We start from the raw sequence: 22,939 nt of genomic DNA on the forward strand, positions 1-22,939 counted from the left end.
TCCCACCTCGTCTACCCTTGAAAAACCCGCAGGAAGCGGCCCACCCATTCAAGGAACGAGCATGTCCCTCGCTATCGTGCACAGCCGCGCCCAGGTCGGCGTTGAAGCCCCCGCCGTCACCGTTGAAGTGCATATGGCCAATGGCTTGCCATCGCTGACGCTGGTGGGCCTGCCGGAAACTGCAGTGAAGGAAAGCAAGGATCGCGTTCGCAGCGCCATTCTCAACTCGGCGCTGCAATACCCGGCCCGGCGCATCACCCTCAATCTCGCGCCCGCCGACCTGCCCAAGGACGGCGGGCGCTTTGATCTGGCGATTGCCCTGGGGATCCTGGCGGCCAGTGTGCAAGTGCCGGCCTTGATGCTTGATGACGTGGAGTGCCTTGGTGAGTTGGCGTTATCGGGCGAAGTACGGGCGGTGAAGGGTGTGTTGCCGGCCGCGCTTGCGGCGCGCAAGGCCGGGCGCACCGTGATAGTGCCCAGGGCCAATGCCGAGGAAGCCTGCCTGGCGTCGGGGCTCAAAGTGATTGCGGTGGACCACCTGCTGCAAGTGGTGGCGCACCTTAATGGGCATGTGCCGATTGAGCCCTACAGGTCCGACGGCTTGCTGTACTTGAACAAGCCTTACCCGGACCTGAGTGAAGTGCAGGGCCAACTGGCAGCCAAGCGGGCCTTGCTGATTGCGGCGGCCGGCGCACATAACCTGCTGTTCAGCGGGCCACCCGGTACCGGCAAAACCCTGTTGGCCAGCCGCCTGCCGGGCTTGCTGCCACCGCTGAGCGAGCAGGAGGCGCTGGAAGTGGCCGCGATCCAATCCGTGGTCAGCCTGGCCCCCCTGAGCCATTGGCCCAATCGCCCGTTCCGCCAGCCGCACCACTCGGCATCCGGCCCGGCGCTGGTGGGTGGCGGCTCGAAGCCGCAGCCGGGGGAAATCACCCTGGCCCATCACGGCGTGCTGTTTCTGGATGAGCTGCCGGAATTTGATCGCAAGGTACTGGAGGTGCTGCGCGAGCCATTGGAGTCGGGGCATATCGTGATCTCCCGAGCCAGGGACCGGGTGAGTTTCCCGGCACGCTTCCAATTGGTCGCGGCCATGAACCCCTGCCCGTGCGGCTACATGGGCGAACCCAGCGGGCGTTGTCGGTGCACGCCGGAACAGATACAACGCTATCGCAACAAGCTATCCGGGCCGCTGCTGGACCGGATTGATTTGCACCTGACAGTCGCGCGGGAGGTCACTGCGCTGAGCCCCTCCCAACAGGCCGGTGACACCACCGCGCAAGCGTCCGCCCAGGTGGCGCAAGCCCGTGAACGCCAGCACCAGCGCCAGGGTTGTGCCAATGCATTCCTCGATCTGCCACGGCTACGCGAACACTGCCAGTTGACCAAAGCCGATGAAAGCTGGCTGGAAAGCGCGTGCGAACGACTGACATTATCGCTGCGTGCAGCCCATCGGTTGCTCAAGGTGGCTCGCACCCTGGCGGACCTTGAGCAAGTGGAAGGCATCGCCCGCCATCATTTGGCGGAGGCGTTGCAGTACCGACCAGCCGCTCATGGCTAGCACTTGTCAGGCAAAATCCAGCAGCAGCCTCGCCACTTCCAGCACCTCTTCCAGCACCGCTTCTGCCGACTCTGCGGAAGGCTTGAGCATCAGGTCATCGGCATAGCCCATCGCCAGGGCGAAGATCTGCCGTGCAGCGCGCTGACACGACTCGCAGCGAAAGACGCCATCGGCAACGCCCCGCTCGATCACTTCGGCAAGCATGCCTTGCCACTGGGCGTTGATCACCAGGTAAGCCTGGGCCATTTGCGGGTCGTGCATGGCTTCGTCCCAGGCGTCGAGCCACAGCGCCCAAGCGGCGTCAGCGGTACTGGGCAGGCAGTCGCGCAAGAACCCCATAAGCGCTTCTAGCGGTGGAGCATCGGCCAACGGCTCGCGCACTTCATCCAATTGCTCATTGGCAAAGCGCACAAAAGCTTCGCGACGCAGTTCATTCCAGTCACTGAAATAGTGATAGACGTGACTGCGTGACAGCCCGGCATGTTCGGCCAAGTCACGGGTGGACACCGCGGCAAAGCCCTTGCTGCGAAACAGCTCAAGAGCGGCGGCGATGATCTGGTCTTTACGGTCGATACGCGACATGGGCAATTCCTTCGGGCGCCGGTAGATGAGCGGCGCTTGCTTTTTGAGCGATCGCTCAAGGATACTTGAGCAGTCGCTCAATAATAGCGTCTATCACTCCTTTGGTGCACCCATGACATCCGTCACCCCCCAAATTCTGATCGAAGAAAGCCAGAAAATCGGCCAGCAGTCCGCCAGCCAGACACTCAAGGCTATTGCCAAAGCCTATCCCGGCAAGCTGTCTTGCACCTTGTCGCTGGTGGCGCTGGAGAACGCACTGTTGTTGGCCTATCCGCTGTTTGCCGGGTTCGCGGTGGATTCGATTATCCGCGGCGATGCCACCAGTGCGTTGTTCTATGCCGCCGTGGTCATGGCGTTCTGGGTGGTCGGGGCGGCACGGCGAGCGCTGGATACACGCACGTTCACGCGCATTTACGCCGACCTTGCGGTGCCAGTCATCCTCAACCAGCGCCAACAGAACCACAGCACCTCGAAATCAGCGGCACGGGTGGTGCTGGCACGGGAATTTGTCGACTTCTTTGAAAAGCACGTGCCAATCATCGCCACGGCGTTGGTGTCGATTGTGGGCGCGGCGGTAATGTTGATCGTGATTGAGCCATGGGTAGGCATGGCCTGTCTGGCCGCGCTGCTGCTGTGCATGACCTTGTTGCCACGCTTTGCACAGCGCAATCAGGAACTACACGAGCGCCTGAATAACCGCCTGGAGAAAGAAATCGGCCTGGTCGAAAAGGTCGGCGCGCCGACCCTGCGACGTCACTACCAGGTGCTGTCGCGCCTGCGCATCTGGCTTTCAGACCGCGAGGCTGCGGCGTACCTGTTTCTCGGTACGCTCGCGGCTTTGCTGTTTGTGGTCGCGATCAGCCAGTTGGCCTTGTCCCCAGGGGTCAAGGCCGGCCACATCTACGCGGTGATGACTTACCTGTGGACCTTCGTGACCAGCCTGGATGAAGCGCCAGGTATGGTCGACCAACTGGCTCGGCTCAAGGACATCGGCAAGCGCGTAGACCCAGGGCTGGGCGACCACTAAGCCTCAACGAAACCGGTCTACCTCCTGACGCAAGCCTGCCGCCAAGGTTTCCAGTTCCTTGGCGGTGACTGCCAGGTTCGACACCACTTCGCGCTGCTCGCTGTTGGCCAGGGCAATGCTCTGCAAGTTACTGCTGAGCAGGGTTGCGGTGCTGCTCTGCTCCTGGGTGGCGGTGGTGATCGCAGCGAATTGCTGGCCGGCCGAGCGGCTTTGCTCATCGATACGCGCCAGGGCCGAGGCGACGTCGGCGTTGCGCGACAGGCCGTCCTGCATCAATACCTTGCCGTGTTCCATGGTGCTGATGGCGTTGCCGGTTTCCTGCTGGATGCTCTGGATCATCGCCGAAATTTCATCGGTGGCCTGGCGGGTGCGCGAGGCCAGGTTGCGCACTTCGTCGGCGACCACGGCAAAACCGCGGCCTTGTTCACCGGCGCGGGCGGCTTCGATGGCGGCGTTGAGCGCCAGCAGGTTGGTCTGTTCGGCGATGGAGGTAATCACACCGACGATCCCGCCGATCTCCTGGGAGCGCTGGCCCAGGGTGTTGATCACTGCGGCTGTGCTGTTCAGGGCAGTGGCAATATGCTCCAGCGACGATGACGCCTCTTGCATCGAGGTGCGGCCGATCCGGGTCTGCTGGGCATTCTCTTGCGCCAGGCGCTCGGTGTTGCCCATGTTGTCGGCGATGTTCAACGAGGTAGCGCTGAACTCTTCCACCGCGCCGGCCATACTGGTGATCTCGCCGGACTGTTGCTCCATGCCTTCGTAGGCACCACCGGATAGCCCCGACAGCGCCTGGGCGCGGCTGTTGACCTGTTCGGCAGCACTGCGGATATGCGAAACCATGGTCGACAGCGCCTCACCCATCTGATTGAAGCTGCGCGCCAACTGCCCGATTTCGTCATGGCTGGACACGTTAAGGCGTGCGCTCAAGTCGCCTGCGCCCAGAGCTTGCGCCTGGCGTACCAAATCACTCAATGGCGCCAGCTTGCTGCGCAACAGCCACACCGTGGCGCCCACTGCCAGCAACATCGCCAGCACGCTGCCGATCACCAGGCGAATCCCGACTTCCCACGTCACGGCGCGTATTTCCGCCTTGGGCATACTCGCCACCACCGCCCAGGGGCCGCCTTCGAACGGCACCGAAACGCTGTAGAAATCTTCGTTATTATCGCTCCAGAAACGCCCTCCCCCCGGCGTCTTTGCCAGGTCGAGCATCACGGCAATGGCCTGGTCCGGCGCCTGCACGCCGGCTGGCGGCACCAGCCAATGCTTCTGCTCATCCAGCAGCGCCAGGGAGCCGGTCTGGCCGAGACGGAAGCGCTTGAGATTTTCAAACTGGGCGTTCTGCGCATCGGTGTAATCGAAGCCGATAAACAGCACGGCGATGACCTTGCCGCTGCTGTCACGCACCGGGCTGTACTGGGTCATGTAGGAACGGTCGAACAATACCGCACGGCCGATATAGGTTTGCCCGTCGGCAACACGCTGGTAAGCCGCGCCCTGTCGGTCAAGCACGGTCCCGATGGCACGATTGCCATCCTGCTTGGTCAGGGAAGTGCTCACGCGGATAAAGTCGTCGCCGCTGCGCACGAATACGGTGGCCACACCGCCGGACATTTGCTTGAACTCATCCACTTCTTCGAAATTGTTGTTCAGCACCTCATTACCCAGGTACAGGCTCGGCGTCTGTACACCGGCCACGGCCACGGGTTGGTCGGCACGCACACTCAGGCCGGCGCCGAAGCGTTTTTCAAACAGCCCGCTCAAACGCTGGGTACTCTCGCGCAAGGTGCTGTGGAAGGTATTGAGTTGGTCGGCGAGCAAACGCGCCTCGCTGGCCAGGTGCTCCTCACGGGTGTCGAGGTTGGCGGAGTCGAGGGAACGCAGGGCAAACACAGTGCTGCCGCTGATAACGACAGCCAGAATCACGGCAAGGGCGAGACCTAACTGGGAGGCAATCCGGGCACGAGGTTGAGACATGACAGCTCCTGGCCGAGGCCAGGATCATCCTGATCTCATAGCGCTGCTCGGCAAATTATCTAGTGGGAAACGTTGGTGCACGATGGTTCCAACACACCTTCTTCGGCGGCACTTGGTAATACTTGAGCGAATCACAGGGGTATCCCGCAAACGATTGCATCAAACGCCGGCACCTACTCAATCGAGACGTTCAACCTGGGGCAACTCCATCGCTTTGACTTCACCTTGAAGAAACTCCGCCAGCCGTCGCAAGCGTTCCCCCCCGGGACGGGTTTTCGGCCACACCAGGTAGTAACTTTCTCCACTGGCGACCGCCCTGGGCCACGGCAGGCTCAGGCGTCCCTGGGCGACATCTTCGGCCACCATCAACAAATCGCCCATGGACACGCCATAGCCACGCGCCGCCGCGATCATGCCCAACTCAAGGGTATCGAACACCTGCCCGCCCTTGAGAGACACCCGGGACGACAACCCCATGCGCTCCAGCCAGTTGCGCCAGTCGCGACGATCAGGCGTGGGATGCAACAACTCGGCACTCGCCAGGCGGGCAGCGTCCCAAGGCCCATCATCCAGCAGGTTCGGCGCGCCCACGGGGATCAGCAATTCGGGGAACAGGTAACTGGCCTCCCAGTCCGCCGGAAAACGCCCATCGCTCAACAACACCGCACAGTCGAAGGGTTCCTGGTTGAAGTCCACTTCATCCACGCTCATCCACGCACTGGTCAGTTGCACCTCATTGCCTGGCTGCAAGGCGCGGAAGCGACTCAGGCGCGCCAATAGCCAGCGCATGGTCAAGGTGGACGGTGCCTTCATGCGCAGAATGTCATCTTCAGTATTCAAGGTATGACAGGCGCGCTCCAACGCAGCGAAGCCTTCGCGCACGCCGGGCAGCAACAGGCGTGCGGCTTCGGTGAGCTGCAGATTGCGACCGCTGCGCTGGAAAAGGCGGCAGGCGAAATGCTCCTCGAGGGTGCGGATATGCCGGCTGACCGCACTTTGGGTGATGGACAGTTCCTGCGCCGCACGGGTGAAGGAGTTGTGCCGGGAAGCGGCTTCAAATGCACGCAGGGCATACAGTGGAGGAAGACGACGAGACATTGGGAAAGCTCCGACGGCGCAATATCGGCACCCTATCAGAATCAACCAGGCATGAGTTTTAATCATGTGAACGATCGCTTTTATCCTTTTGTGCAAAGCGCCCAAAGCGCCGAGAATCAATCTCCCCCCATTTCCTGACTATTTGAGTGTGATGATCATGCAACATCCGGCACGTACCGAACTCTGGGCCATTCTGCGGCTGTCGGGGCCGTTGATTGCCTCACAGTTGGCGCACATGCTGATGGTGCTGACCGACACCCTGATGATGGCGCGCCTGAGCCCCGAAGCCCTGGCCGGCGGCGGCCTGGGCGCGGCGAGCTATTCGTTCGTGGCGATCTTCTGCATCGGCGTGATTGCCGCGGTGGGCACCCTGGTCGCCATTCGTCACGGCGCAGGCGATATCGACGGCGCCACGCGCCTCACCCAGGCCGGGCTGTGGCTGGCGTGGTTGATGGCCCTGGCAGCGGCGCTGCTGCTATGGAACTTGAAGCCGGTGCTGCTGATGTTCGGCCAGACCGAAACCAACGTACAAGCGGCGGGGCAATTCCTCACCATCCTGCCTTTCGCCCTGCCCGGCTATCTGACTTTCATGGCGCTGCGCGGCTTTACCAGCGCGATCGGCAAGGCGACGCCGGTGATGGTGATCAGCCTGTGCGGCACCGTGGTCAACTACCTGCTCAATCACGCCTTGATCGAAGGCATGTTCGGCCTGCCGAAACTGGGCCTGATGGGCATTGGCCTGGTGACCGCCATCGTCGCCAACGGCATGGCGCTGGCATTGATGTGGTACATCCGCAGCAACCGCGCCTACGCCGCCTACCCGCTGGGTACTGGACTGCTGCGCTTGAATACCCACTACCTGCGCGAGCTGTGGCGCCTGGGCCTGCCGATCGGCGGCACCTATGCAGTAGAGGTCGGGCTGTTTGCCTTTGCGGCGTTGTGCATGGGCACCATGGGCAGTACCCAGTTGGCCGCGCATCAGATTGCCCTGCAAATTGTCTCGGTGGCGTTCATGGTACCGGCGGGGATGTCCTACGCGGTGACCATGCGCATCGGCCAGCATTACGGCGCCGGGCAGTTGTTGCAGGCACGCATGGCCGGTCGGGTCGGCATAGGCTTTGGTGCCATGGTAATGCTGGGATTTGCCGTAGTGTTGTGGCTGTTTTCCGACCCGTTGATCGGGCTGTTCCTCGACCATGACGACCCGGCGTTCCATGACGTCATCGTCCTGGCCGTCAGCCTGCTGGCCGTCGCCGCGTGGTTTGAATTGTTCGACGGCGTGCAGACCATTGCCATGGGCTGTATCCGTGGTTTGAAGGACGCCAAGACCACCTTCCTGGTCGGCCTGGGTTGCTACTGGCTGATCGGTGCGCCCTCGGCCTGGCTGATGGCGTTCACCTTGGGCTGGGGGCCAACGGGCGTCTGGTGGGGCCTGGCACTGGGGCTGGCGTGTGCGGCGGTGAGCCTGACCTGGGCGTTTGAGGCGAAGATGAAGCGGATGATTCGGCGGGAGCCGGATGCTCCTGTTGGATTCCAAGCGGCACTGCCTGACTAGCGAGTGCACGCGGTCCATGTGGGAGCTGGCTTGCCTGCGATAGCGGTGTGTCAGGCTAATCATTATTAGCTGAACGACCGCTATCGCAGGCAAGCCAGCTCCCACATTTGAACCACTTTGAAGGCTCAGCCCAACAGCGCCTGCTGGCTTTGCCCAAACATCAGGTACTCCACCAGTTCCGCCAACGGCAACGGCTTGCTGATCAGGTACCCCTGGGCCTGGTCACAACCGAACAACCGCAACAGCTCAAGCTGCTCGGGTGTCTCCACGCCTTCGGCCACCACTTCCAGGTTGAGGTTGTGGGCCAGGTTGATCATCGCGTGTACCAATTTGCGGTTTTCTTCGCGCTCTTCCATGCCGCCGACAAAACTTTTGTCGATCTTCAACAAGGCGATCGGCAGGCTGTTGAGGTGCACGAATGACGAAAACCCGGTGCCGAAGTCATCCAGGGAGAACCGCACGCCGAGGCGGCCCAGGGCGTCCATGGTCTGCTTGACCAGATCGCTGCGGCGCATCACCGCGGTTTCAGTCAATTCGAACTCCAGCCATTGCGCTTCCACGCCACGCTCGGCAATCAGGCGACTGAGTGTGGAGAGCAATTGGCTGTCCTGGAACTGGCGAAACGACAGGTTGACGGCCATGTGCAGCGGCGGCAGGCCGCGTTCGCGCAGGTCTTGCATGTCGCGCAGGGCCCGGGAAATCACCCAGTAGCCCAAAGGCACGATCAGGCCACTCTGCTCGGCCAGCGGCACGAATTCGCTGGGTGGCAACAAGCCGCGCTCACCGTGGCGCCAGCGCACCAGGGCTTCGAGGCCGACGATATGACCGTCGTCCAAGTCCAGGCGCGGCTGGTAATGCAGCTCCAGCTCATCGCGGCGCAAAGCCCGGCGCAGTTCACTTTCCAGGTCGGCCAGGCTGCGAGCGTTGCGGTTGATGCGTTCATTGAAGATGTGAAAGGTGCAGCCCTGGGTGCTTTTGGCCTGCTGCATGGCGATATGGGCGTGCCACATCAACGGGTCAGCGCCGGCGCGGGCGCGCGCATGTGCCACGCCCAGGCTGCAGCCGATCAACAAGCTTTCGCCATCGACCCAGTAAGGCTCGGCCATCACTTCGGTGATGCGCTCGGCCATCCACTCGGCACGCTGGGGCGCGCGACGGGTGTCGATCAGCAAGGCAAATTCATCGCTGCCCAGCCGCGCCAGCTGGTCCCCGGCTTCGAGCTGGCTCTTGAGCCGCGACACCACTTGCAGGATCAACCGATCGCCGGCCTGGTGGCCGAGGGCGTCGTTGGCATGACGGAAGTTGTCCAGGTCCAGATGGCCCAGAGCCAGGCCGCGGCCTTCGTTGTCCGCCAGCCGCGCCGCCAGCAGTGTCTGGAAGCCCTGGCGGTTGGCGATACCGGTGAGCGGGTCCTGCTCGGCCAAGCGCTGCAAGGTGTTCTCCAGAACGCCGCGCTCGCGCACATGGCGCAAGCAGCGGCGCAATGTTTCAGGGTCCAGCCCATTCAGGATCAACCAGTCGCTGACACCGAGCGGCGACACCAGCGGCTCCTGCTCCAACAGCAATACACACGGCAAGCTGCAGCGGCCAGGACCGGGCTGCAGGCTGGGCGTGGTCAATAGCACGGCGCCCTGATCGTCATCGAACAGACGACTCACCGAGTCCCAGTTGGGTGCACTGATCAGCACAGCCCCTTCGCCCATCGGCACCAGGCACTCGCGCAACAACGCTGCCCATGCAGGCTCTTCGGCCAGCAGCAGCAAACGCAAGGGTTCGACAGGCGTAGACAAGCTAACTCCCTAGACTCTGCTAAATTTCGTGAGCGATGGCATTATGACGTGCGGCCTGGCAATGATAAATGCGTGACAAATGATAGGTGTTATCAAACACGCAGACTGTGAAAAATAGTCTGAGTATTCCCCACATCCTGCGGCAAAGTAGCAAAACCGGCAAATTTAGATCGAGTGGTACGTCACACCGTCGTTCTAAGGCAGCAGAATCTTGCCAGCCTGTTAAAATGCCCGCCCTTTTGAACAACGACTCCTAAAACTCCGTATGTCCCGACTCAATCCCCGGCAGCAAGAAGCCGTGAACTACGTCGGCGGCCCTCTATTGGTGCTCGCCGGCGCCGGCTCCGGCAAGACCAGCGTGATCACCCGCAAGATCGCGCACCTGATCCAGAACTGCGGCATCCGCGCCCAGTACATCGTCGCCATGACCTTTACCAACAAGGCGGCGCGGGAAATGAAAGAGCGGGTCGGCACCCTGCTCAAGGGCGGCGAAGGCCGCGGCCTGACGGTGTGTACCTTCCACAATCTGGGCCTGAACATCATCCGCAAGGAGCATGTGCGACTGGGCTACAAGCCCGGCTTCTCGATCTTTGACGAGACCGACGTCAAGGCCCTGATGACCGACATCATGCAGAAGGAATACGCAGGCGACGACGGCGTCGACGAAATCAAGAACATGATCGGCTCATGGAAAAACGACCTGATCCTGCCCGCCGAAGCCCTGGAAGCTGCACGCAACCCCAAGGAGCAGACCGCCGCCATCGTCTACACCCACTACCAGCGCACGCTCAAGGCGTTCAACGCAGTGGACTTCGACGACCTGATCCTGCTGCCGGTCAAGCTGTTCCAGGAACACAAGGACATCCTGGAGAAGTGGCAAAACAAGGTGCGCTACCTGCTGGTGGACGAATACCAGGACACCAACGCCAGCCAATACCTGCTGGTGAAGTTGCTGATTGGTACGCGCAACCAGTTCACCGTGGTGGGCGACGACGACCAGTCGATCTACGCCTGGCGCGGCGCCCGCCCGGAAAACCTGATGCTGCTCAAGGAAGACTACCCGTCGCTGAAAGTGGTGATGCTGGAGCAGAACTATCGCTCCACCAGCCGCATTCTGCGTTGCGCCAACGTGCTGATCTCCAACAACCCCCACGAGTTTGAAAAACAACTGTGGAGCGAGATGGGTCATGGCGATGAGATCCGCGTGATCCGCTGCCGCAACGAAGACGCCGAAGCCGAACGCGTGGCCGTGGAAATCCTCAGCCTGCACCTGCGCACCGACCGGCCCTACAGCGACTTTGCGATCCTGTATCGCGGCAACTACCAGGCCAAGCTGATCGAGCTGAAACTGCAGCACCACCAGGTGCCGTATCGCCTGTCGGGCGGCAACAGCTTTTTCGGACGCCAGGAAGTAAAAGACCTGATGGCCTACTTCCGGCTGATCGTGAACCCGGACGACGACAACGCCTTCCTGCGGGTGATCAACGTACCGCGCCGGGAAATCGGCTCCACTACCCTGGAAAAGCTCGGCAACTACGCCACCGAACGCAAGATTTCCATGTATGCCGCCACCGACGAAATCGGCCTGGGCGAACACCTGGACACGCGCTTCACCGATCGCCTGTCGCGCTTCAAGCGCTTCATGGACAAGGTGCGCGAACAGTGCGCCGGCGAAGACCCGATCAGCGCCCTGCGCAGCATGGTCATGGACATCGACTATGAAAACTGGCTGCGCACCAACAGTTCCAGCGACAAGGCCGCGGATTACCGCATGGGCAACGTCTGGTTCCTGATCGAAGCGCTGAAGAACACCCTGGAAAAAGACGAAGACGGCGAAATGACCGTCGAGGACGCCATCGGCAAGCTGGTGTTGCGTGACATGCTTGAGCGCCAGCAGGAAGAGGAAGACGGCGCCGAAGGCGTGCAGATGATGACCTTGCATGCCTCCAAGGGCCTGGAATTTCCCTACGTGTTCATCATGGGCATGGAAGAGGAAATCCTCCCACACCGCTCCAGCATCGAAGCCGACACCATCGAGGAAGAACGGCGCCTGGCCTACGTGGGCATCACCCGCGCACGTCAGACCCTGGCCTTCACCTTTGCCGCCAAGCGCAAGCAATACGGCGAAATCATCGATTGTGCCCCCAGCCGGTTCCTTGACGAGCTGCCGCCCGATGACCTGGCCTGGGAAGGCAATGACGACACCCCCACCGAGGTGAAGGCCGTTCGCGGCAACACCGCCCTGGCGGATATACGCGCAATGCTAAAGCGCTAGAATCGACTACTTTTCAATCTACTTTCGGCGCCTGCTGCGCCATCAGAGGAAGCTTTCCGTGGAAGCACTGCACAAGAAAATTCGCGAAGAAGGCATCGTGCTTTCCGATCAGGTTCTCAAGGTCGACGCCTTTTTGAACCACCAGATCGACCCGGCACTGATGAAACTGATCGGCGACGAATTCGCCGCGCTGTTCAAGGATTCGGGGATCACCAAGATCGTCACCATCGAAGCCTCAGGTATTGCACCGGCGATCATGACCGGGCTGAACCTGGGTGTACCGGTGATCTTCGCGCGTAAGCAGCAGTCGTTGACCCTGACGGAAAACCTGCTGTCGGCAACGGTGTATTCCTTCACCAAGAAAACTGAAAGCACTGTGGCGATCTCCCCACGCCACCTGACCAGCAGCGACCGCGTGCTGGTGATCGATGACTTTTTGGCCAACGGCAAAGCGTCCCAGGCGCTGATTTCGATCATCAAGCAGGCCGGCGCGACTGTTGCGGGCTTGGGGATCGTGATCGAGAAGTCGTTCCAGGGCGGGCGTGCGGAGCTGGATGCGCAGGGTTATCGGGTTGAATCGCTGGCGCGGGTGAAGTCCTTGGCGGGTGGTGTCGTGACCTTCATCGACTAAATCAACGTGTGGGAGCTGGCTTGCCTGCGATAGCGGAGTGTCAAACGACAGAGATGTCGACTGTCAGGCCCTCATCGCAGGCAAGCCAGCTCCCACATTTGATTTGTGTTGCCTGTCAGCGGGCGGTGGCCTGTAGCCCAGCAAGCAGTAGCCGCTGATACAAATCCTCTTTAAACCCCTCCGGCTTATCCAGACGCATCCGTACCAAATGCTCGGGATACGCCTGCGGCTCCGGTGCATCCAGTGCCGCCTTGCCCAACTCCAGAATCTCCGTCAGCTTGAATTTGCTCTTGAGCCAGTTCAGCGCTCGCAACAAGTCCCGCTCCTCATCCGTGAAATCACTGCCCAACGGGTATTCCGGGAACAACCGTCGATGCTTGGCCTGAATCGCCTGGAGGCGTTCCGGCGTGTTGTCCGCAAAGCGCGGATCCAGCTGGAAGTCCTTGGGCAGCTTGCCGGCCTTTTGTGCCTGCTCAATCAAGTCGCCCTGGAAACGCGAGTCGGTGATATTGAGCAGCGCTTCGATCACCTTGGCATCCGTCTGCCCGCGCAAGTCGGCAATGCCGTACTCGGTAATGACGATATCCCGCAGGTGCCGGGGAATGGTGCAGTGGCCGTACTCCCAGACAATATTGGAACTGACCTCGCCCGCCGACTCCCGCCAGCTGCGCAAAATCAGGATTGAACGCGCACCGTCCAGCGCATGCCCCTGGGCAACGAAATTGTATTGCCCGCCCACACCGCTGAGCACGCGACCGTCTTCCAGCTGGTCGGCCACGCCGGCACCGAGCAATGTGACCATGATCGCGCTGTTGATAAAGCGCGCATCCAGGCGCTGCAGCCGCTTGAGTTCTTCCTGGCCGTACAGCTCGTTGATATAGCTGATGGCAGTCATGTTGAATTCGAGACGCTTGGCGTGGGTCATTTCCTGCAAGCGCTGGTAAAAACTGCGCGGCCCTAGAAAGAAGCCACCGTGGATCGACACGCCATCGGGTTGCGCCGCATCGTCCAGAGTGCCTTCGTTGGCCTGCGTCTGGGTCGCCACATCCGGGTAGACCTTGCGGCGCACAATCCCCGCATCGGCCAGAACCAACAGCCCGTTGACGAACATCTCGCTGCATCCGTAAAGGCCACGCGCGAAAGGCTCGACACCGCCCTCACGGCTGATCAGTGGCGCCCACTGATACACATCCAGGTCCGTCAGCAGCAATCGATAGGCTTCGTTATCGGCCTGGCGCGCCAGCAAGGCGGCGGTCAGCGCATCGCCCATGGAGCCAATGCCAATCTGCAAGGTGCCGCCGTCACGTACCAGGGTGCTGGCGTGCAGGCCAATAAAATGATCCTGGAAGCCCACCGGCATGTTCGGCGTGGAAAACAATGTGGTGCTGTCTTTTTCATCGAGCAGGTAGTCGAACGCGTCCATGCCCAACTCGGCGTCGCCGGGCATGTAGGGCAGATCGCTGTGGACCTGGCCGACAACGAGGATGGTTTCCCCGGCTTCGCGGCGCTTGGCGATCATCGGCAGCAGGTCGAGGGTGATATCCGGGTTGCAGCTCAGGCTCAGGCGATCAGGATGCTCGGCGCTGCTGGCAACCAGTTGCGCCACCAGGTTCAGGCCGGCGGCATTGATGTCGCGGGCGGCATGGCTGTAGTTGCTGCTGACGTAATCCTGCTGCGCCGAAGTGCTGTGGAGCAGGCTGCCGGGCTGCATGAAAAACTGTTGCACTTGGATATTTTTCGGCAGGCTGTCCTTGTGCAGGTCGGCGAGGAAGTCCAGTTCAGGGTAGTCACCAAACACCCGCTCGATGAACGGTTCGAGAAAGCGCTTCTGCAAGCCATCGCCCATCGTCGGGCGGCCCAGGCTCAACGCGGTGTAGATCGTCAGCGCCCGCTCCGGCAGTTTGGCAATACGCCGGTACAGCGCGTTGGCGAACAGATTGGGCTTGCCAAGACCCAGCGGCATGCCCATGTGGATATGCGCCGGCAACCGCGCCAGTACGTCGTCAACTGCTTGCTCGATTGAACACAACTGCACCATCGGACTGCTCCCGAACATTCCATGAATTGGAGTTGGACCGAGCTTGCCGGGTCTTTGCTGCAATGAACAGCGTCGAAACATAAATCGCGAGCACAAAAAAGCCGCTCGTAAGCGGCATTTTTGGCGAAGATCGTCTGATTACAGGCCGGACATCTTCTTGATGGCGCCTTTGAGGTCTTCATCCGAGCAATCAGCGCAGGTGCCTTTGGGTGGCATGGCGTTGATACCGGTGATGGCCTTGGCCAGGATGCCATCGAGGCCGCCCTGGTGGTCGGCGCGTTCTTTCCAGGCGGCGGTGTCGCCAACTTTCGGCGCACCCAAGAGGCCAGTACCGTGGCACGCGTTACAGTGCTTGGCGATAATCTCGTCCGGTGTTTTCGCACCGCCACCGCCCGCTGCCACGGCCACTTCCATGCCCTTGCATTCCTGGCCCTGGACGCAAACCTGGCCCACAGGCTCCAGGCGCTTGGCAATGTCATCATTGGTCGCAGCTTGAGCGCTGACAGCCCATAGGGCCAGTACGGTTGCTGGTGCAGCCAGCATTTTCATAATTAGGTTCACGCGTTCACCCTCAATGGTGGCTATTCACGCCTGCGGCCACGGTTTCGCAGGCGGCGAAAGTATAACGGTTAGCCCGGGCTGCCGAAACAACCCTATTAAATAAAGGGAGATACGGCCACACGGATACAGCTATGGGAGCCTCTGCAACGCTGGCAGGGCGCCTCTTTTGTTAAAAGTTCGCGGGCGTGGCTGCGCTGATTAGTCGCGCCGGCACATCGAACGGGTTGCGAAAACGATGGGGCTTGGTGCTTTCAAAGTAGTAGCTATCGCCAGCTTCGAGCACAAAAGTTTCAAGACCGACCACCAATTCCAGGCGACCTTCCAGCAGAATCCCGGTTTCCTCGCCCTCATGGGTGAGCATTTCTTCGCCCGTGTCGGCGCCCGGCGGGTAAATTTCGTTGAGAAAGGCGATGGCCCGGCTCGGGTGCGCCCGGCCCACCAGTTTCATGGTGACGGCACCGTCAGAGATGTCGATCAGCTCATTGGCTTTATAGACGATCTGCGTCGGTATTTCCTGGAGGATCTCCTCGGAAAAGAACTCGACCATGGACATGGGGATACCGCCCAGCACCTTGCGCAGGGAGCTGATCGAGGGGCTGACGCTGTTTTTCTCGATCATCGAAATGGTGCTGTTGGTGACGCCCGCGCGCTTGGCAAGCTCGCGCTGGGAAAGACCTTTGAGTTTACGGATGGATTGCAGTCGTTCGCCGACGTCCAATGCAGGAGCCTCCTAGGATTCAGGCTTTGTTGTAATTGAGCGTTATCATGGCGACAGCGTTCAGTATTTACAACACTTGGGCCTAAATCCCGGGCAGCTGCATTCGTATCCGGCCATCAAGCGCCGCAATAGAGCCTTGGCACCCGGCGCAGGTTGCAGAAAATCTGGTAGGGAATGGTATCGGCAGCAGTGGCGACGTCACTGGCGAGGATGTTCTTGCCCCACAACTCCACGGTTGAGCCAAGGCCCGCTTGGGGTAAGTCGGTAAGGTCGACACACAGCATGTCCATGGACACGCGCCCCAGCAGTTGGCTGCGCTGGCCCGCCACCAGCACCGGCGTACCGGTTGGCGCGTGGCGGGGGTAACCGTCGGCATAGCCCATGGCAACCACTCCGATGCGCATCGGCTTGGGCGTGACAAACCTGGCGCCATAGCCCACGGGTTCGCCAGCCGGCAGTTCGCGTACACAAATGATTTTGGACTCCAGGGTCATCACCGGCTGCAACCGTGCGGCAAAGGCCTGGTCTTCGCCAAATGGCGTTGCGCCGTAGAGCATGATGCCTGGGCGTACCCAGTCGCTGGCCACGCCTGGCCAGCCTAATACAGATGGGGAGTTACGCAGGCTGACTTCGGCAGCCAAGCCTTGGCGAGCTGCTTCGAATACCGTGACTTGTTCGTTGCTGCTGACGCAATCGAGCTCATCGGCGCGGGCAAAATGGCTCATCAACACGATCTTCGCAACTTTGCCGCTGGCCAGCAGACGCTGGTACGCCTCTTGATAATCCTTGGGATGCAAGCCGACACGGTGCATGCCCGAGTCCAGCTTGAGCCACACGGTCAGCGGTTTGCTCAGTTTGGCCTGTTCGATGGCCTCAAGCTGCCACAACGAATGCACCACACACCACAAATCCTGTTCGATGATCAGCGGCAACTCGTCCGCCTCAAAAAAGCCTTCCAGCAACAGCACCGGCGCGCGAATGCCGGCGGCACGCAGTTCCAGGGCTTCCTCGATGCACGCCACGGCAAACCCGTCGGCTTCGGTTTCCAGTGCCTGGGCCACGCGCACGGCACCATGGCCGTAGGCATCGGCCTTGATCACGGCGAGCGCCTTGGCCCCCGTGACTTCACGGGCCAATTGGTAGTTGTGGCGCAGGGCTTGAAGGTCGATCAGGGCACGGGCTGGACGCATGGCGGCAGGCTTCTAGGCAGCAAGGTGAAGAAAAACCGGTGCCGACCAACAACGTCGGCGCCGGGAGAGGGATCGTTGCTAAGGCAGCGCCGCCACGACGGACAGCTCTACCAGGATTTGCGGCTCGCACAATTTGGCTTCAACCGTGGCACGGGCCGGAGCGACGCCTTTGGGCAGCCACTTGTCCCACACCGCGTTCATGCCGGCGAAGTCGGCGTCAATATCCTTCAGGTAGATGGTCACCGACAGCAACCTGGACTTGTCGGTACCGGCCAGGTCCAGTAAACGCTCGATATTGACCAGGGTTTCACGGGTCTGCTGTTCAATCCCGGCACTCAGGTCGTCGCCGACTTGCCCGGCCAGATACACGGTACCGCTGTGAACCACGATCTGGCTCATGCGCTCATTGGTGAGCTGGCGCTGGATTGACATGTTGTGCGGACTCCTGGTGATTGCCATAACGGGAAATATCGAGGCCGGCGGCGCTGATCTGCGGCGTTTTCTTTGCCATCAGGTCGGCCAGCAAGCGGCCAGAGCCACAGGCCATGGTCCAGCCGAGCGTGCCGTGACCGGTATTCAGGAACAGGTTCTTGAATGGGGTGGCACCGACAATCGGCGTGCCGTCGGGTGTGGTCGGACGCAGACCGGTCCAGAAACTGGCTTGGGCCAAATCGCCGCCCTGAGGATAAAGGTCGTTGACGATCATCTCCAGAGTTTCACGTCGACGTGGATTCAGCGACAGGTCAAAACCGGCTATTTCAGCCATGCCGCCGACACGAATACGGTTGTCGAAACGGGTGATCGCGACCTTGTAGGTCTCATCGAGAATGGTCGAGGTGGGCGCCATTGCCGGGTTGGTGATCGGCACGGTCAGCGAGTAGCCCTTGAGCGGGTAAACCGGTGCCTTGATCCCCAGGGGCTTGAGCAGCTTCGGCGAGTAGCTGCCGAGGGCCAGTACATAGCGGTCGGCGGTTTCCAGCTTGCCGTCGATCCACACACCGTTAATGCGATCACCGGCGTAATCGAGGCGCTGGATGTCCTGCTCGAAACGGAACTCCACACCCAACTGCTTGCACATCTCGGCCAGGCGTGTGGTGAACATCTGGCAGTCGCCCGTCTGGTCATTCGGCAGCCGCAAAGCACCGGCGAGGATATCCGTAACGCTGGCCAGGGCCGGTTCAACACGGGCAATACCGGCGCGATCAAGCAGTTCGAACGGCACGCCGGACTCTTTCAACACCGCGATATCCTTGGCGGCACCGTCAAGTTGGGCCTGGGTGCGGAACAGCTGGGTCGTACCGAGGCTGCGGCCTTCGTAGGCAATGCCGGTCTCGGCACGCAATTCGTCGAGGCAGTCGCGGCTGTACTCGGACAGGCGCACCATGCGCTCCTTGTTCACGGCATAGCGGCTGGCCGTGCAGTTGCGCAGCATCTGCGCCATCCACAGGTATTGATCGATATCGGCGGTTGCCTTGATCGCCAGCGGCGCGTGGCGCTGCAGCAACCACTTGATAGCCTTGAGCGGCACACCCGGCGCGGCCCATGGCGAGGCGTAGCCAGGGGACACCTGGCCGGCGTTGGCGAAACTGGTTTCCATGGCAGCGGCAGGTTGACGGTCGACCACCAAGACATCGAAGCCGGCCCGCGCCAAATAGTAGGCACTGGTCACCCCAATGACACCGCTACCCAAGACCAGAACGCGCATTTTTATATCCTCATCACGGGCTTAGCCGCTGACGTGTGTTATTCGAGCAATGATGGACGCAGTGTAAAAAACAATCACCAGTGCATTTCACTATATAAATGCCTATATTTGGCGACAATTCTTGGCAAAAACCCTTTTCACAGAGGCGTATCCCCTATGCGTACCAACACCCAGACCAAGCGGGAGCTGGACAAGATCGACCGCAATATCCTGCGCATCCTGCAAACCGACGGGCGCATTTCGTTCACGGAGCTGGGGGAAAAGGTCGGGCTGTCCACCACTCCCTGTACCGAGCGGGTGCGGCGCCTGGAGCGCGAAGGGATCATCATGGGCTACAACGCGCGGCTCAACCCGCAGCATTTGAAAGGCAGCCTGCTGGTATTTGTCGAGATCAGCCTGGATTACAAGTCTGGCGACACCTTTGAGGAATTTCGCCGCGCCGTGCTGAAACTGCCTCATGTGCTGGAGTGCCACTTGGTATCAGGGGACTTCGACTACCTGGTGAAAGCGCGCATTTCGGAGATGGCTTCGTACCGCAAGTTGCTCGGCGATATCCTGCTCAAGTTGCCCCATGTGCGCGAATCCAAGAGCTATATCGTGATGGAAGAGGTGAAGGAGAGCCTGAACCTGCCGATCCCCGATTGACTCAGTCAGACCAGCACTTGCCGGGTACTCGCCATGTACTCATGGATCTGCTTCTCGACCCGCGGATGAATCAGCTCAACCGGTCGGCGCCCATTGGGGCATGGCAAGATCTTGGTGGTGCCGAACAGGCGACAGATCAGTGGCCGCTCGTCATACACCGTGCACCCATGGGGCCCCAGGTGCACGCAGTTCAGCTCATCCATGGCGGCCTCCTGCTCGGCGGCCGTCTTGCGTGGCAGGCGCGACATTTCCTCAGGCGAAGTGGTCACCGGCCCACAGCAGTCATGGCAACCCGGAACACATTCAAATGAAGGAATCTGTCTGCGCAGCGCGCTGACTTTCTGACTGTTGCAACTCATCGATACACATACCCAACGGCGAATAGGCGTGGATTCTGACGCAAAACGCAGCGCGCAGACAGCTTCATCGGACCGCTGTATCCTGCGTCAAATTTTCCAAACAGGGAGGCTCCCCATGACCGCCAGCGCCCGGCATACCGCGTCCTACTACGCCGCCAGCAGCGTGCCGCACCCCGAGTACCCGGCGTTGACAGGCGAGCTGCGCGCCGATGTATGCGTGATTGGCGCGGGGTATTCCGGGCTCAACACGGCTTTGGAGCTGGCCGAGCGCGGCTTCAGCGTGGTGGTGCTGGAAGCGCGCAGGGTTGGCTGGGGCGCCAGCGGGCGTAATGGCGGCCAGTTGATTCGCGGCGTCGGCCACGGGCTGGATCAGTTCGCGTCCGTGATCGGCAGTGACGGCGTGCGCCAGATGAAGCTGATGGGGCTGGAAGCCGTGGAGATCGTGCGTGACCGCGTAGAACGCTTCCAGATTCCCTGCGACCTGACCTGGGGCTACTGCGACCTGGCCAACAAACCCCGTGATTTGCAGGGCCTGGCGCAAGATGCCGAAGAACTGCGCAGCCTGGGCTACCGCCACGAGGTACGCCTGCTGCAAGCCAGCCAGATGAGCAGCGTGATCGGCTCCGAGCGCTATGTGGGCGGCATGATCGACATGGGCTCTGGTCACCTGCACCCACTGAACCTGGCGCTGGGCGAAGCGGCCGCCGCGCAGCAGTTGGGCGTGAAGTTGTTCGAGCAGTCTGAAGTGACGCGCATCGACTACGGCCCCGACGTCAAGGTGCACACCGCCCAGGGCCACGTACGTGCCAAAACCCTGGTGCTGTGCTGCAACGCCTACCTGAATGGGCTCAACCCGCAATTGAGTGGCAAGGTACTACCGGCCGGCAGCTACATCATCGCCACCGAGCCCTTGAGTGAAGCGCAAGCGACCCGCCTGCTGCCGCAGAACATGGCCGTGTGTGACCAGCGCGTGACGGTGGATTACTTCCGCCTGTCCGCCGACCGCCGCCTGTTGTTCGGCGGCGCCTGCCACTATTCCGGACGCGACCCCAAGGATATCGGCGCCTATATGCGACCGAAAATGTTGCAGGTATTCCCGCAACTGGCCGACGTGAAGATCGACTACCAGTGGGGCGGCATGATCGGCATCGGCGCCAACCGCCTGCCACAGATCGGCCGGTTGGCGGATCAACCCAATGTGTATTACGCCCAGGCTTACGCGGGTCACGGCCTGAATGCCACGCACCTTGCGGGCAGGTTGCTCGGCGAAGCCATCAGCGGCCAGCAACAGGGGCGTTTCGACCTGTTCGCTCAGGTGCCGCACATCACCTTCCCCGGTGGCAAACACTTGCGTTCACCGCTGCTGGCGCTGGGGATGCTCTGGCACCGCCTCAAAGAACTGGTGTGATCAACTGCGCCAGAACGGCTTCAGGCCTTCCTGGCGCGCCTGTTCAGCGGTCAAACCCACGTCCAGCAGCTGCTCGCGGGTCAGCGTAAGCAACGCCTTGCGCGTGTGACGACGGTGCCAGAACAGGCTCCAGCGGCTGCCGACAGGCGCAGTCGTTGCCCGCTGCTGCCCTGCTTCCAGTTCTTGGCTGTGTAGCGCCAGCCGCACATCGCTCATGCCGTTCATTTTGCTGCCCCTCGTTGGCTTGTTGCCTTGAGTGACTAGGATGGGGGCACGGGCAAAACCATTACAGATCCAGCCTGTTTTTATTAAATCCATACAGATACTGCCTATGGATGGCTGAATCCTGTATTTTCACTCTATCTGTACTGGTCTATCAGGAGCGGCCGCCATGACCCTTTACGTCAACCTCGCTGAATTGCTCGGCACTCGCATCGAACAAGGCTTCTATCGCCCCGGCGATCGCTTGCCCTCGGTGCGAGCCTTGAGCGTGGAGCACGGGGTCAGCCTGAGTACCGTGCAGCAGGCCTATCGGTTGCTGGAAGACAACGGCCTGGCAATGCCCAAGCCCAAGTCCGGTTACTTTGTACCCGCCGGTCGCGAGCTGCCGGCCCTGCCCGAGGTAGGCCGCCCGGCCCAACGGCCGGTAGAGATCTCCCAGTGGGACCAGGTGCTTGAGCTGATTCGCGCGGTACCCCGCAAAGACGTCATACAGATGGGCCGTGGTATGCCAGATGTATTGTCACCCACCCTGAAACCTTTGCTGCGCAGCCTGGCGCGGGTGAGTCGTCGCCAGGATCTGCCGGGCCTGTATTACGACAACATCCTTGGCTGTATGGAATTGCGCGAGCAAATCGCTCGACTGTCGCTGGACTCCGGCTGCCAACTGACCGCTGAAGACATTGTGATCACCACCGGCTGCCATGAGGCGCTGTCGGCCAGCATCCGGGCGATCTGCGAGCCCGGCGATATTGTTGCGGTGGACTCGCCCAGCTTCCACGGCGCCATGCAGACCCTCAAGGGCCTGGGCATGAAAGCCCTGGAAATCCCCACCGACCCGATCACCGGCATTAGCCTGGAAGCGCTGGAACTGGCGCTGGAACAGTGGCCGATCAAAGTCATCCAGCTCACGCCCAACTGCAACAACCCGTTGGGCTACATCATGCCGGAGGCGCGCAAACGCGCACTGCTGACACTCGCGCAGCGCTATGACGTGGCAATCATCGAAGACGATGTGTATGGCGAACTGGCCTACAGCTACCCACGCCCGCGCACCATTAAATCCTTCGATGACGATGGCCGCGTGCTGCTCTGCAGCTCATTCTCGAAAACCCTGGCACCCGGGCTACGTATTGGCTGGGTCGCGCCGGGGCGCTACCTGGACCGGGTGTTGCACATGAAATACATCAGCACCGGCTCTACCGCCACCCAGCCGCAGATTGCGATTGCCGAATTTCTCAAAAACGGCCATTTCGAACCGCATTTGCGCCGGATGCGCACGCAATACCAGCGCAATCGCGACTTGATGCTCGACTGGGTGAGCCGCTACTTCCCGGCAGGCACGCGCGCCAGTCGGCCCCAAGGCAGCTTCCTGCTGTGGATCGAACTGCCGGAGGGCTTCGACACCTTGAAGCTCAATCGCGTGTTGGTGGAACAAGGCGTGCAAGTGGCCGTAGGCAGCATCTTTTCTGCCTCCGGCAAATACCGTAACTGCCTGCGTATGAACTATGCCGCCAAGCCAACCCCACAGATTGAAGAAGCAGTGCGCAAGGTCGGCGCCGCCGCGCTCAAGATGCTGGCAGAGACGCTGCACTGACCT

The 22,939-nt window shown here is 61.0% G+C and carries 20 protein-coding genes and 1 pseudogene; 8 read left to right on the top strand and 13 right to left on the bottom strand.

The features are described from left to right. Positions 1-61: 61 nt before the first annotated feature. Entirely contained in the window at positions 62-1,558 is a 1,497-nt protein-coding gene (locus tag LJX92_RS26085) for a YifB family Mg chelatase-like AAA ATPase (RefSeq protein ID WP_005792457.1), read from the top strand. Between the two features lie 6 nt (positions 1,559-1,564). Here the strand turns inward: LJX92_RS26085 and LJX92_RS26090 are convergent, their stop codons facing one another. Then, positions 1,565-2,140: a TetR/AcrR family transcriptional regulator gene (locus tag LJX92_RS26090; protein ID WP_032878749.1), complete on the bottom strand. Its 576-nt coding sequence runs from the start codon at positions 2,138-2,140 to the stop codon at positions 1,565-1,567. A 112-nt stretch (positions 2,141-2,252) separates the two neighbouring features. On the opposite strand from LJX92_RS26090, the gene LJX92_RS26095 reads away from it, so the two are divergent. Beyond that, complete coding sequence (locus LJX92_RS26095; protein WP_228309122.1) at positions 2,253-3,167, top strand: ABC transporter six-transmembrane domain-containing protein; 915 nt, start codon at positions 2,253-2,255, stop codon at positions 3,165-3,167. A gap of 3 nt (positions 3,168-3,170) precedes the next feature. On the opposite strand, the gene LJX92_RS27180 is transcribed toward LJX92_RS26095, so the two are convergent. From LJX92_RS27180 to LJX92_RS26105, 3 genes and pseudogenes are all read right to left on the bottom strand, one after another. After that, a complete protein-coding gene (locus LJX92_RS27180; protein ID WP_372804228.1) occupies positions 3,171-4,031 on the bottom strand; it encodes a methyl-accepting chemotaxis protein in 861 nt (286 codons plus the stop codon). Between the two features lie 42 nt (positions 4,032-4,073). Continuing rightward, a pseudogene (locus tag LJX92_RS27185) lies at positions 4,074-5,147 on the bottom strand (Cache 3/Cache 2 fusion domain-containing protein); the annotation flags it as partial. 177 nt (positions 5,148-5,324) lie between these two features. Further along, positions 5,325-6,245, bottom strand: coding sequence for a LysR substrate-binding domain-containing protein (locus LJX92_RS26105; protein ID WP_078822626.1), 921 nt, complete (start codon positions 6,243-6,245; stop codon positions 5,325-5,327). Between the two features lie 151 nt (positions 6,246-6,396). Here LJX92_RS26105 and LJX92_RS26110 point away from each other — a divergent pair, with 151 nt between their 5' ends. After that, positions 6,397-7,800, top strand: a complete 1,404-nt coding sequence (locus LJX92_RS26110; protein ID WP_005792462.1) for a NorM family multidrug efflux MATE transporter — start codon at positions 6,397-6,399, stop codon at positions 7,798-7,800. Between the two features lie 125 nt (positions 7,801-7,925). Here the strand turns inward: LJX92_RS26110 and LJX92_RS26115 are convergent, their stop codons facing one another. Continuing rightward, positions 7,926-9,590, bottom strand: a complete 1,665-nt coding sequence (locus LJX92_RS26115) for a putative bifunctional diguanylate cyclase/phosphodiesterase (RefSeq protein WP_005792463.1) — start codon at positions 9,588-9,590, stop codon at positions 7,926-7,928. 265 nt (positions 9,591-9,855) lie between these two features. Between LJX92_RS26115 and rep the strand changes: the two genes are divergently transcribed. Further along, positions 9,856-11,865, top strand: coding sequence for a DNA helicase Rep (gene rep, locus LJX92_RS26120; protein ID WP_005792464.1), 2,010 nt, complete (start codon positions 9,856-9,858; stop codon positions 11,863-11,865). 58 nt (positions 11,866-11,923) lie between these two features. Beyond that, positions 11,924-12,496, top strand: coding sequence for a xanthine phosphoribosyltransferase (locus tag LJX92_RS26125; protein WP_032878740.1), 573 nt, complete (start codon positions 11,924-11,926; stop codon positions 12,494-12,496). Positions 12,497-12,611: 115 nt separating this feature from the next. On the opposite strand, the gene LJX92_RS26130 is transcribed toward LJX92_RS26125, so the two are convergent. The 6 genes from LJX92_RS26130 to dadA form a co-directional block, all read right to left on the bottom strand. Further along, positions 12,612-14,534, bottom strand: a complete 1,923-nt coding sequence (locus tag LJX92_RS26130) for an acetyl-CoA hydrolase/transferase C-terminal domain-containing protein (protein WP_148853800.1) — start codon at positions 14,532-14,534, stop codon at positions 12,612-12,614. A gap of 138 nt (positions 14,535-14,672) precedes the next feature. Further along, a complete protein-coding gene (locus tag LJX92_RS26135; protein ID WP_032878737.1) occupies positions 14,673-15,083 on the bottom strand; it encodes a c-type cytochrome in 411 nt (136 codons plus the stop codon). Between the two features lie 181 nt (positions 15,084-15,264). After that, positions 15,265-15,813 carry a cupin domain-containing protein gene (locus LJX92_RS26140; protein ID WP_005792468.1) on the bottom strand — a complete coding sequence of 183 codons (549 nt, stop codon included), beginning with the start codon at positions 15,811-15,813 and terminating at the stop codon, positions 15,265-15,267. A 116-nt stretch (positions 15,814-15,929) separates the two neighbouring features. After that, positions 15,930-17,003, bottom strand: a complete 1,074-nt coding sequence (gene alr, locus LJX92_RS26145; protein ID WP_005792469.1) for an alanine racemase — start codon at positions 17,001-17,003, stop codon at positions 15,930-15,932. 78 nt (positions 17,004-17,081) lie between these two features. Continuing rightward, a complete protein-coding gene (locus LJX92_RS26150) occupies positions 17,082-17,435 on the bottom strand; it encodes a RidA family protein (protein ID WP_005792470.1) in 354 nt (117 codons plus the stop codon). Then, complete coding sequence (dadA, locus tag LJX92_RS26155) at positions 17,407-18,708, bottom strand: D-amino acid dehydrogenase (RefSeq protein WP_223017776.1); 1,302 nt, start codon at positions 18,706-18,708, stop codon at positions 17,407-17,409. The genes LJX92_RS26150 and dadA overlap by 29 nt, the downstream gene beginning before the upstream one ends. A gap of 156 nt (positions 18,709-18,864) precedes the next feature. On the opposite strand from dadA, the gene LJX92_RS26160 reads away from it, so the two are divergent. After that, a complete protein-coding gene (locus LJX92_RS26160; protein WP_003176896.1) occupies positions 18,865-19,353 on the top strand; it encodes an Lrp/AsnC ligand binding domain-containing protein in 489 nt (162 codons plus the stop codon). A gap of 5 nt (positions 19,354-19,358) precedes the next feature. Here LJX92_RS26160 and LJX92_RS26165 read toward each other — a convergent pair whose 3' ends face one another. Next, the gene (locus LJX92_RS26165; RefSeq protein ID WP_223017777.1) at positions 19,359-19,712 is read right to left on the bottom strand and encodes a YkgJ family cysteine cluster protein; all 354 of its coding nucleotides are present in this window, start codon (positions 19,710-19,712) and stop codon (positions 19,359-19,361) included. 115 nt (positions 19,713-19,827) lie between these two features. Between LJX92_RS26165 and LJX92_RS26170 the strand changes: the two genes are divergently transcribed. Beyond that, positions 19,828-21,120: an NAD(P)/FAD-dependent oxidoreductase gene (locus LJX92_RS26170; protein WP_032878732.1), complete on the top strand. Its 1,293-nt coding sequence runs from the start codon at positions 19,828-19,830 to the stop codon at positions 21,118-21,120. Here the strand turns inward: LJX92_RS26170 and LJX92_RS26175 are convergent, their stop codons facing one another. After that, positions 21,121-21,345, bottom strand: a complete 225-nt coding sequence (locus tag LJX92_RS26175; protein ID WP_078822630.1) for a DUF1127 domain-containing protein — start codon at positions 21,343-21,345, stop codon at positions 21,121-21,123. Between the two features lie 166 nt (positions 21,346-21,511). Here LJX92_RS26175 and LJX92_RS26180 point away from each other — a divergent pair, with 166 nt between their 5' ends. Then, positions 21,512-22,936: a PLP-dependent aminotransferase family protein gene (locus tag LJX92_RS26180; protein WP_103734160.1), complete on the top strand. Its 1,425-nt coding sequence runs from the start codon at positions 21,512-21,514 to the stop codon at positions 22,934-22,936. Positions 22,937-22,939: the final 3 nt, after the last annotated feature.

This window comes from Pseudomonas sp. HN8-3 (assembly GCF_020790195.1).
Taxonomy (GTDB): Bacteria; Pseudomonadota; Gammaproteobacteria; order Pseudomonadales; family Pseudomonadaceae; genus Aquipseudomonas; species Aquipseudomonas synxantha_A.

What these genes read in the sequence shown, in the direction of transcription:
- LJX92_RS26085 (WP_005792457.1), top strand. Translation starts at nt 62, where the DNA reads ATGTCCCTCGCTATCGTGCACAGCCGCGCCCAGGTCGGCGTTGAAGCC.
- LJX92_RS26090 (WP_032878749.1), bottom strand. Translation starts at nt 2,140, where the DNA reads ATGTCGCGTATCGACCGTAAAGACCAGATCATCGCCGCCGCTCTTGAG.
- LJX92_RS26095 (WP_228309122.1), top strand. Translation starts at nt 2,253, where the DNA reads ATGACATCCGTCACCCCCCAAATTCTGATCGAAGAAAGCCAGAAAATC.
- LJX92_RS27180 (WP_372804228.1), bottom strand. Translation starts at nt 4,031, where the DNA reads ATGGGTGAGGCGCTGTCGACCATGGTTTCGCATATCCGCAGTGCTGCC.
- LJX92_RS26105 (WP_078822626.1), bottom strand. Translation starts at nt 6,245, where the DNA reads ATGTCTCGTCGTCTTCCTCCACTGTATGCCCTGCGTGCATTTGAAGCC.
- LJX92_RS26110 (WP_005792462.1), top strand. Translation starts at nt 6,397, where the DNA reads ATGATCATGCAACATCCGGCACGTACCGAACTCTGGGCCATTCTGCGG.
- rep (WP_005792464.1), top strand. Translation starts at nt 9,856, where the DNA reads ATGTCCCGACTCAATCCCCGGCAGCAAGAAGCCGTGAACTACGTCGGC.
- LJX92_RS26130 (WP_148853800.1), bottom strand. Translation starts at nt 14,534, where the DNA reads ATGGTGCAGTTGTGTTCAATCGAGCAAGCAGTTGACGACGTACTGGCG.
- LJX92_RS26135 (WP_032878737.1), bottom strand. Translation starts at nt 15,083, where the DNA reads ATGAAAATGCTGGCTGCACCAGCAACCGTACTGGCCCTATGGGCTGTC.
- alr (WP_005792469.1), bottom strand. Translation starts at nt 17,003, where the DNA reads ATGCGTCCAGCCCGTGCCCTGATCGACCTTCAAGCCCTGCGCCACAAC.
- LJX92_RS26150 (WP_005792470.1), bottom strand. Translation starts at nt 17,435, where the DNA reads ATGTCAATCCAGCGCCAGCTCACCAATGAGCGCATGAGCCAGATCGTG.
- dadA (WP_223017776.1), bottom strand. Translation starts at nt 18,708, where the DNA reads ATGCGCGTTCTGGTCTTGGGTAGCGGTGTCATTGGGGTGACCAGTGCC.
- LJX92_RS26160 (WP_003176896.1), top strand. Translation starts at nt 18,865, where the DNA reads ATGCGTACCAACACCCAGACCAAGCGGGAGCTGGACAAGATCGACCGC.
- LJX92_RS26165 (WP_223017777.1), bottom strand. Translation starts at nt 19,712, where the DNA reads ATGAGTTGCAACAGTCAGAAAGTCAGCGCGCTGCGCAGACAGATTCCT.
- LJX92_RS26170 (WP_032878732.1), top strand. Translation starts at nt 19,828, where the DNA reads ATGACCGCCAGCGCCCGGCATACCGCGTCCTACTACGCCGCCAGCAGC.
- LJX92_RS26175 (WP_078822630.1), bottom strand. Translation starts at nt 21,345, where the DNA reads ATGAACGGCATGAGCGATGTGCGGCTGGCGCTACACAGCCAAGAACTG.
- LJX92_RS26180 (WP_103734160.1), top strand. Translation starts at nt 21,512, where the DNA reads ATGACCCTTTACGTCAACCTCGCTGAATTGCTCGGCACTCGCATCGAA.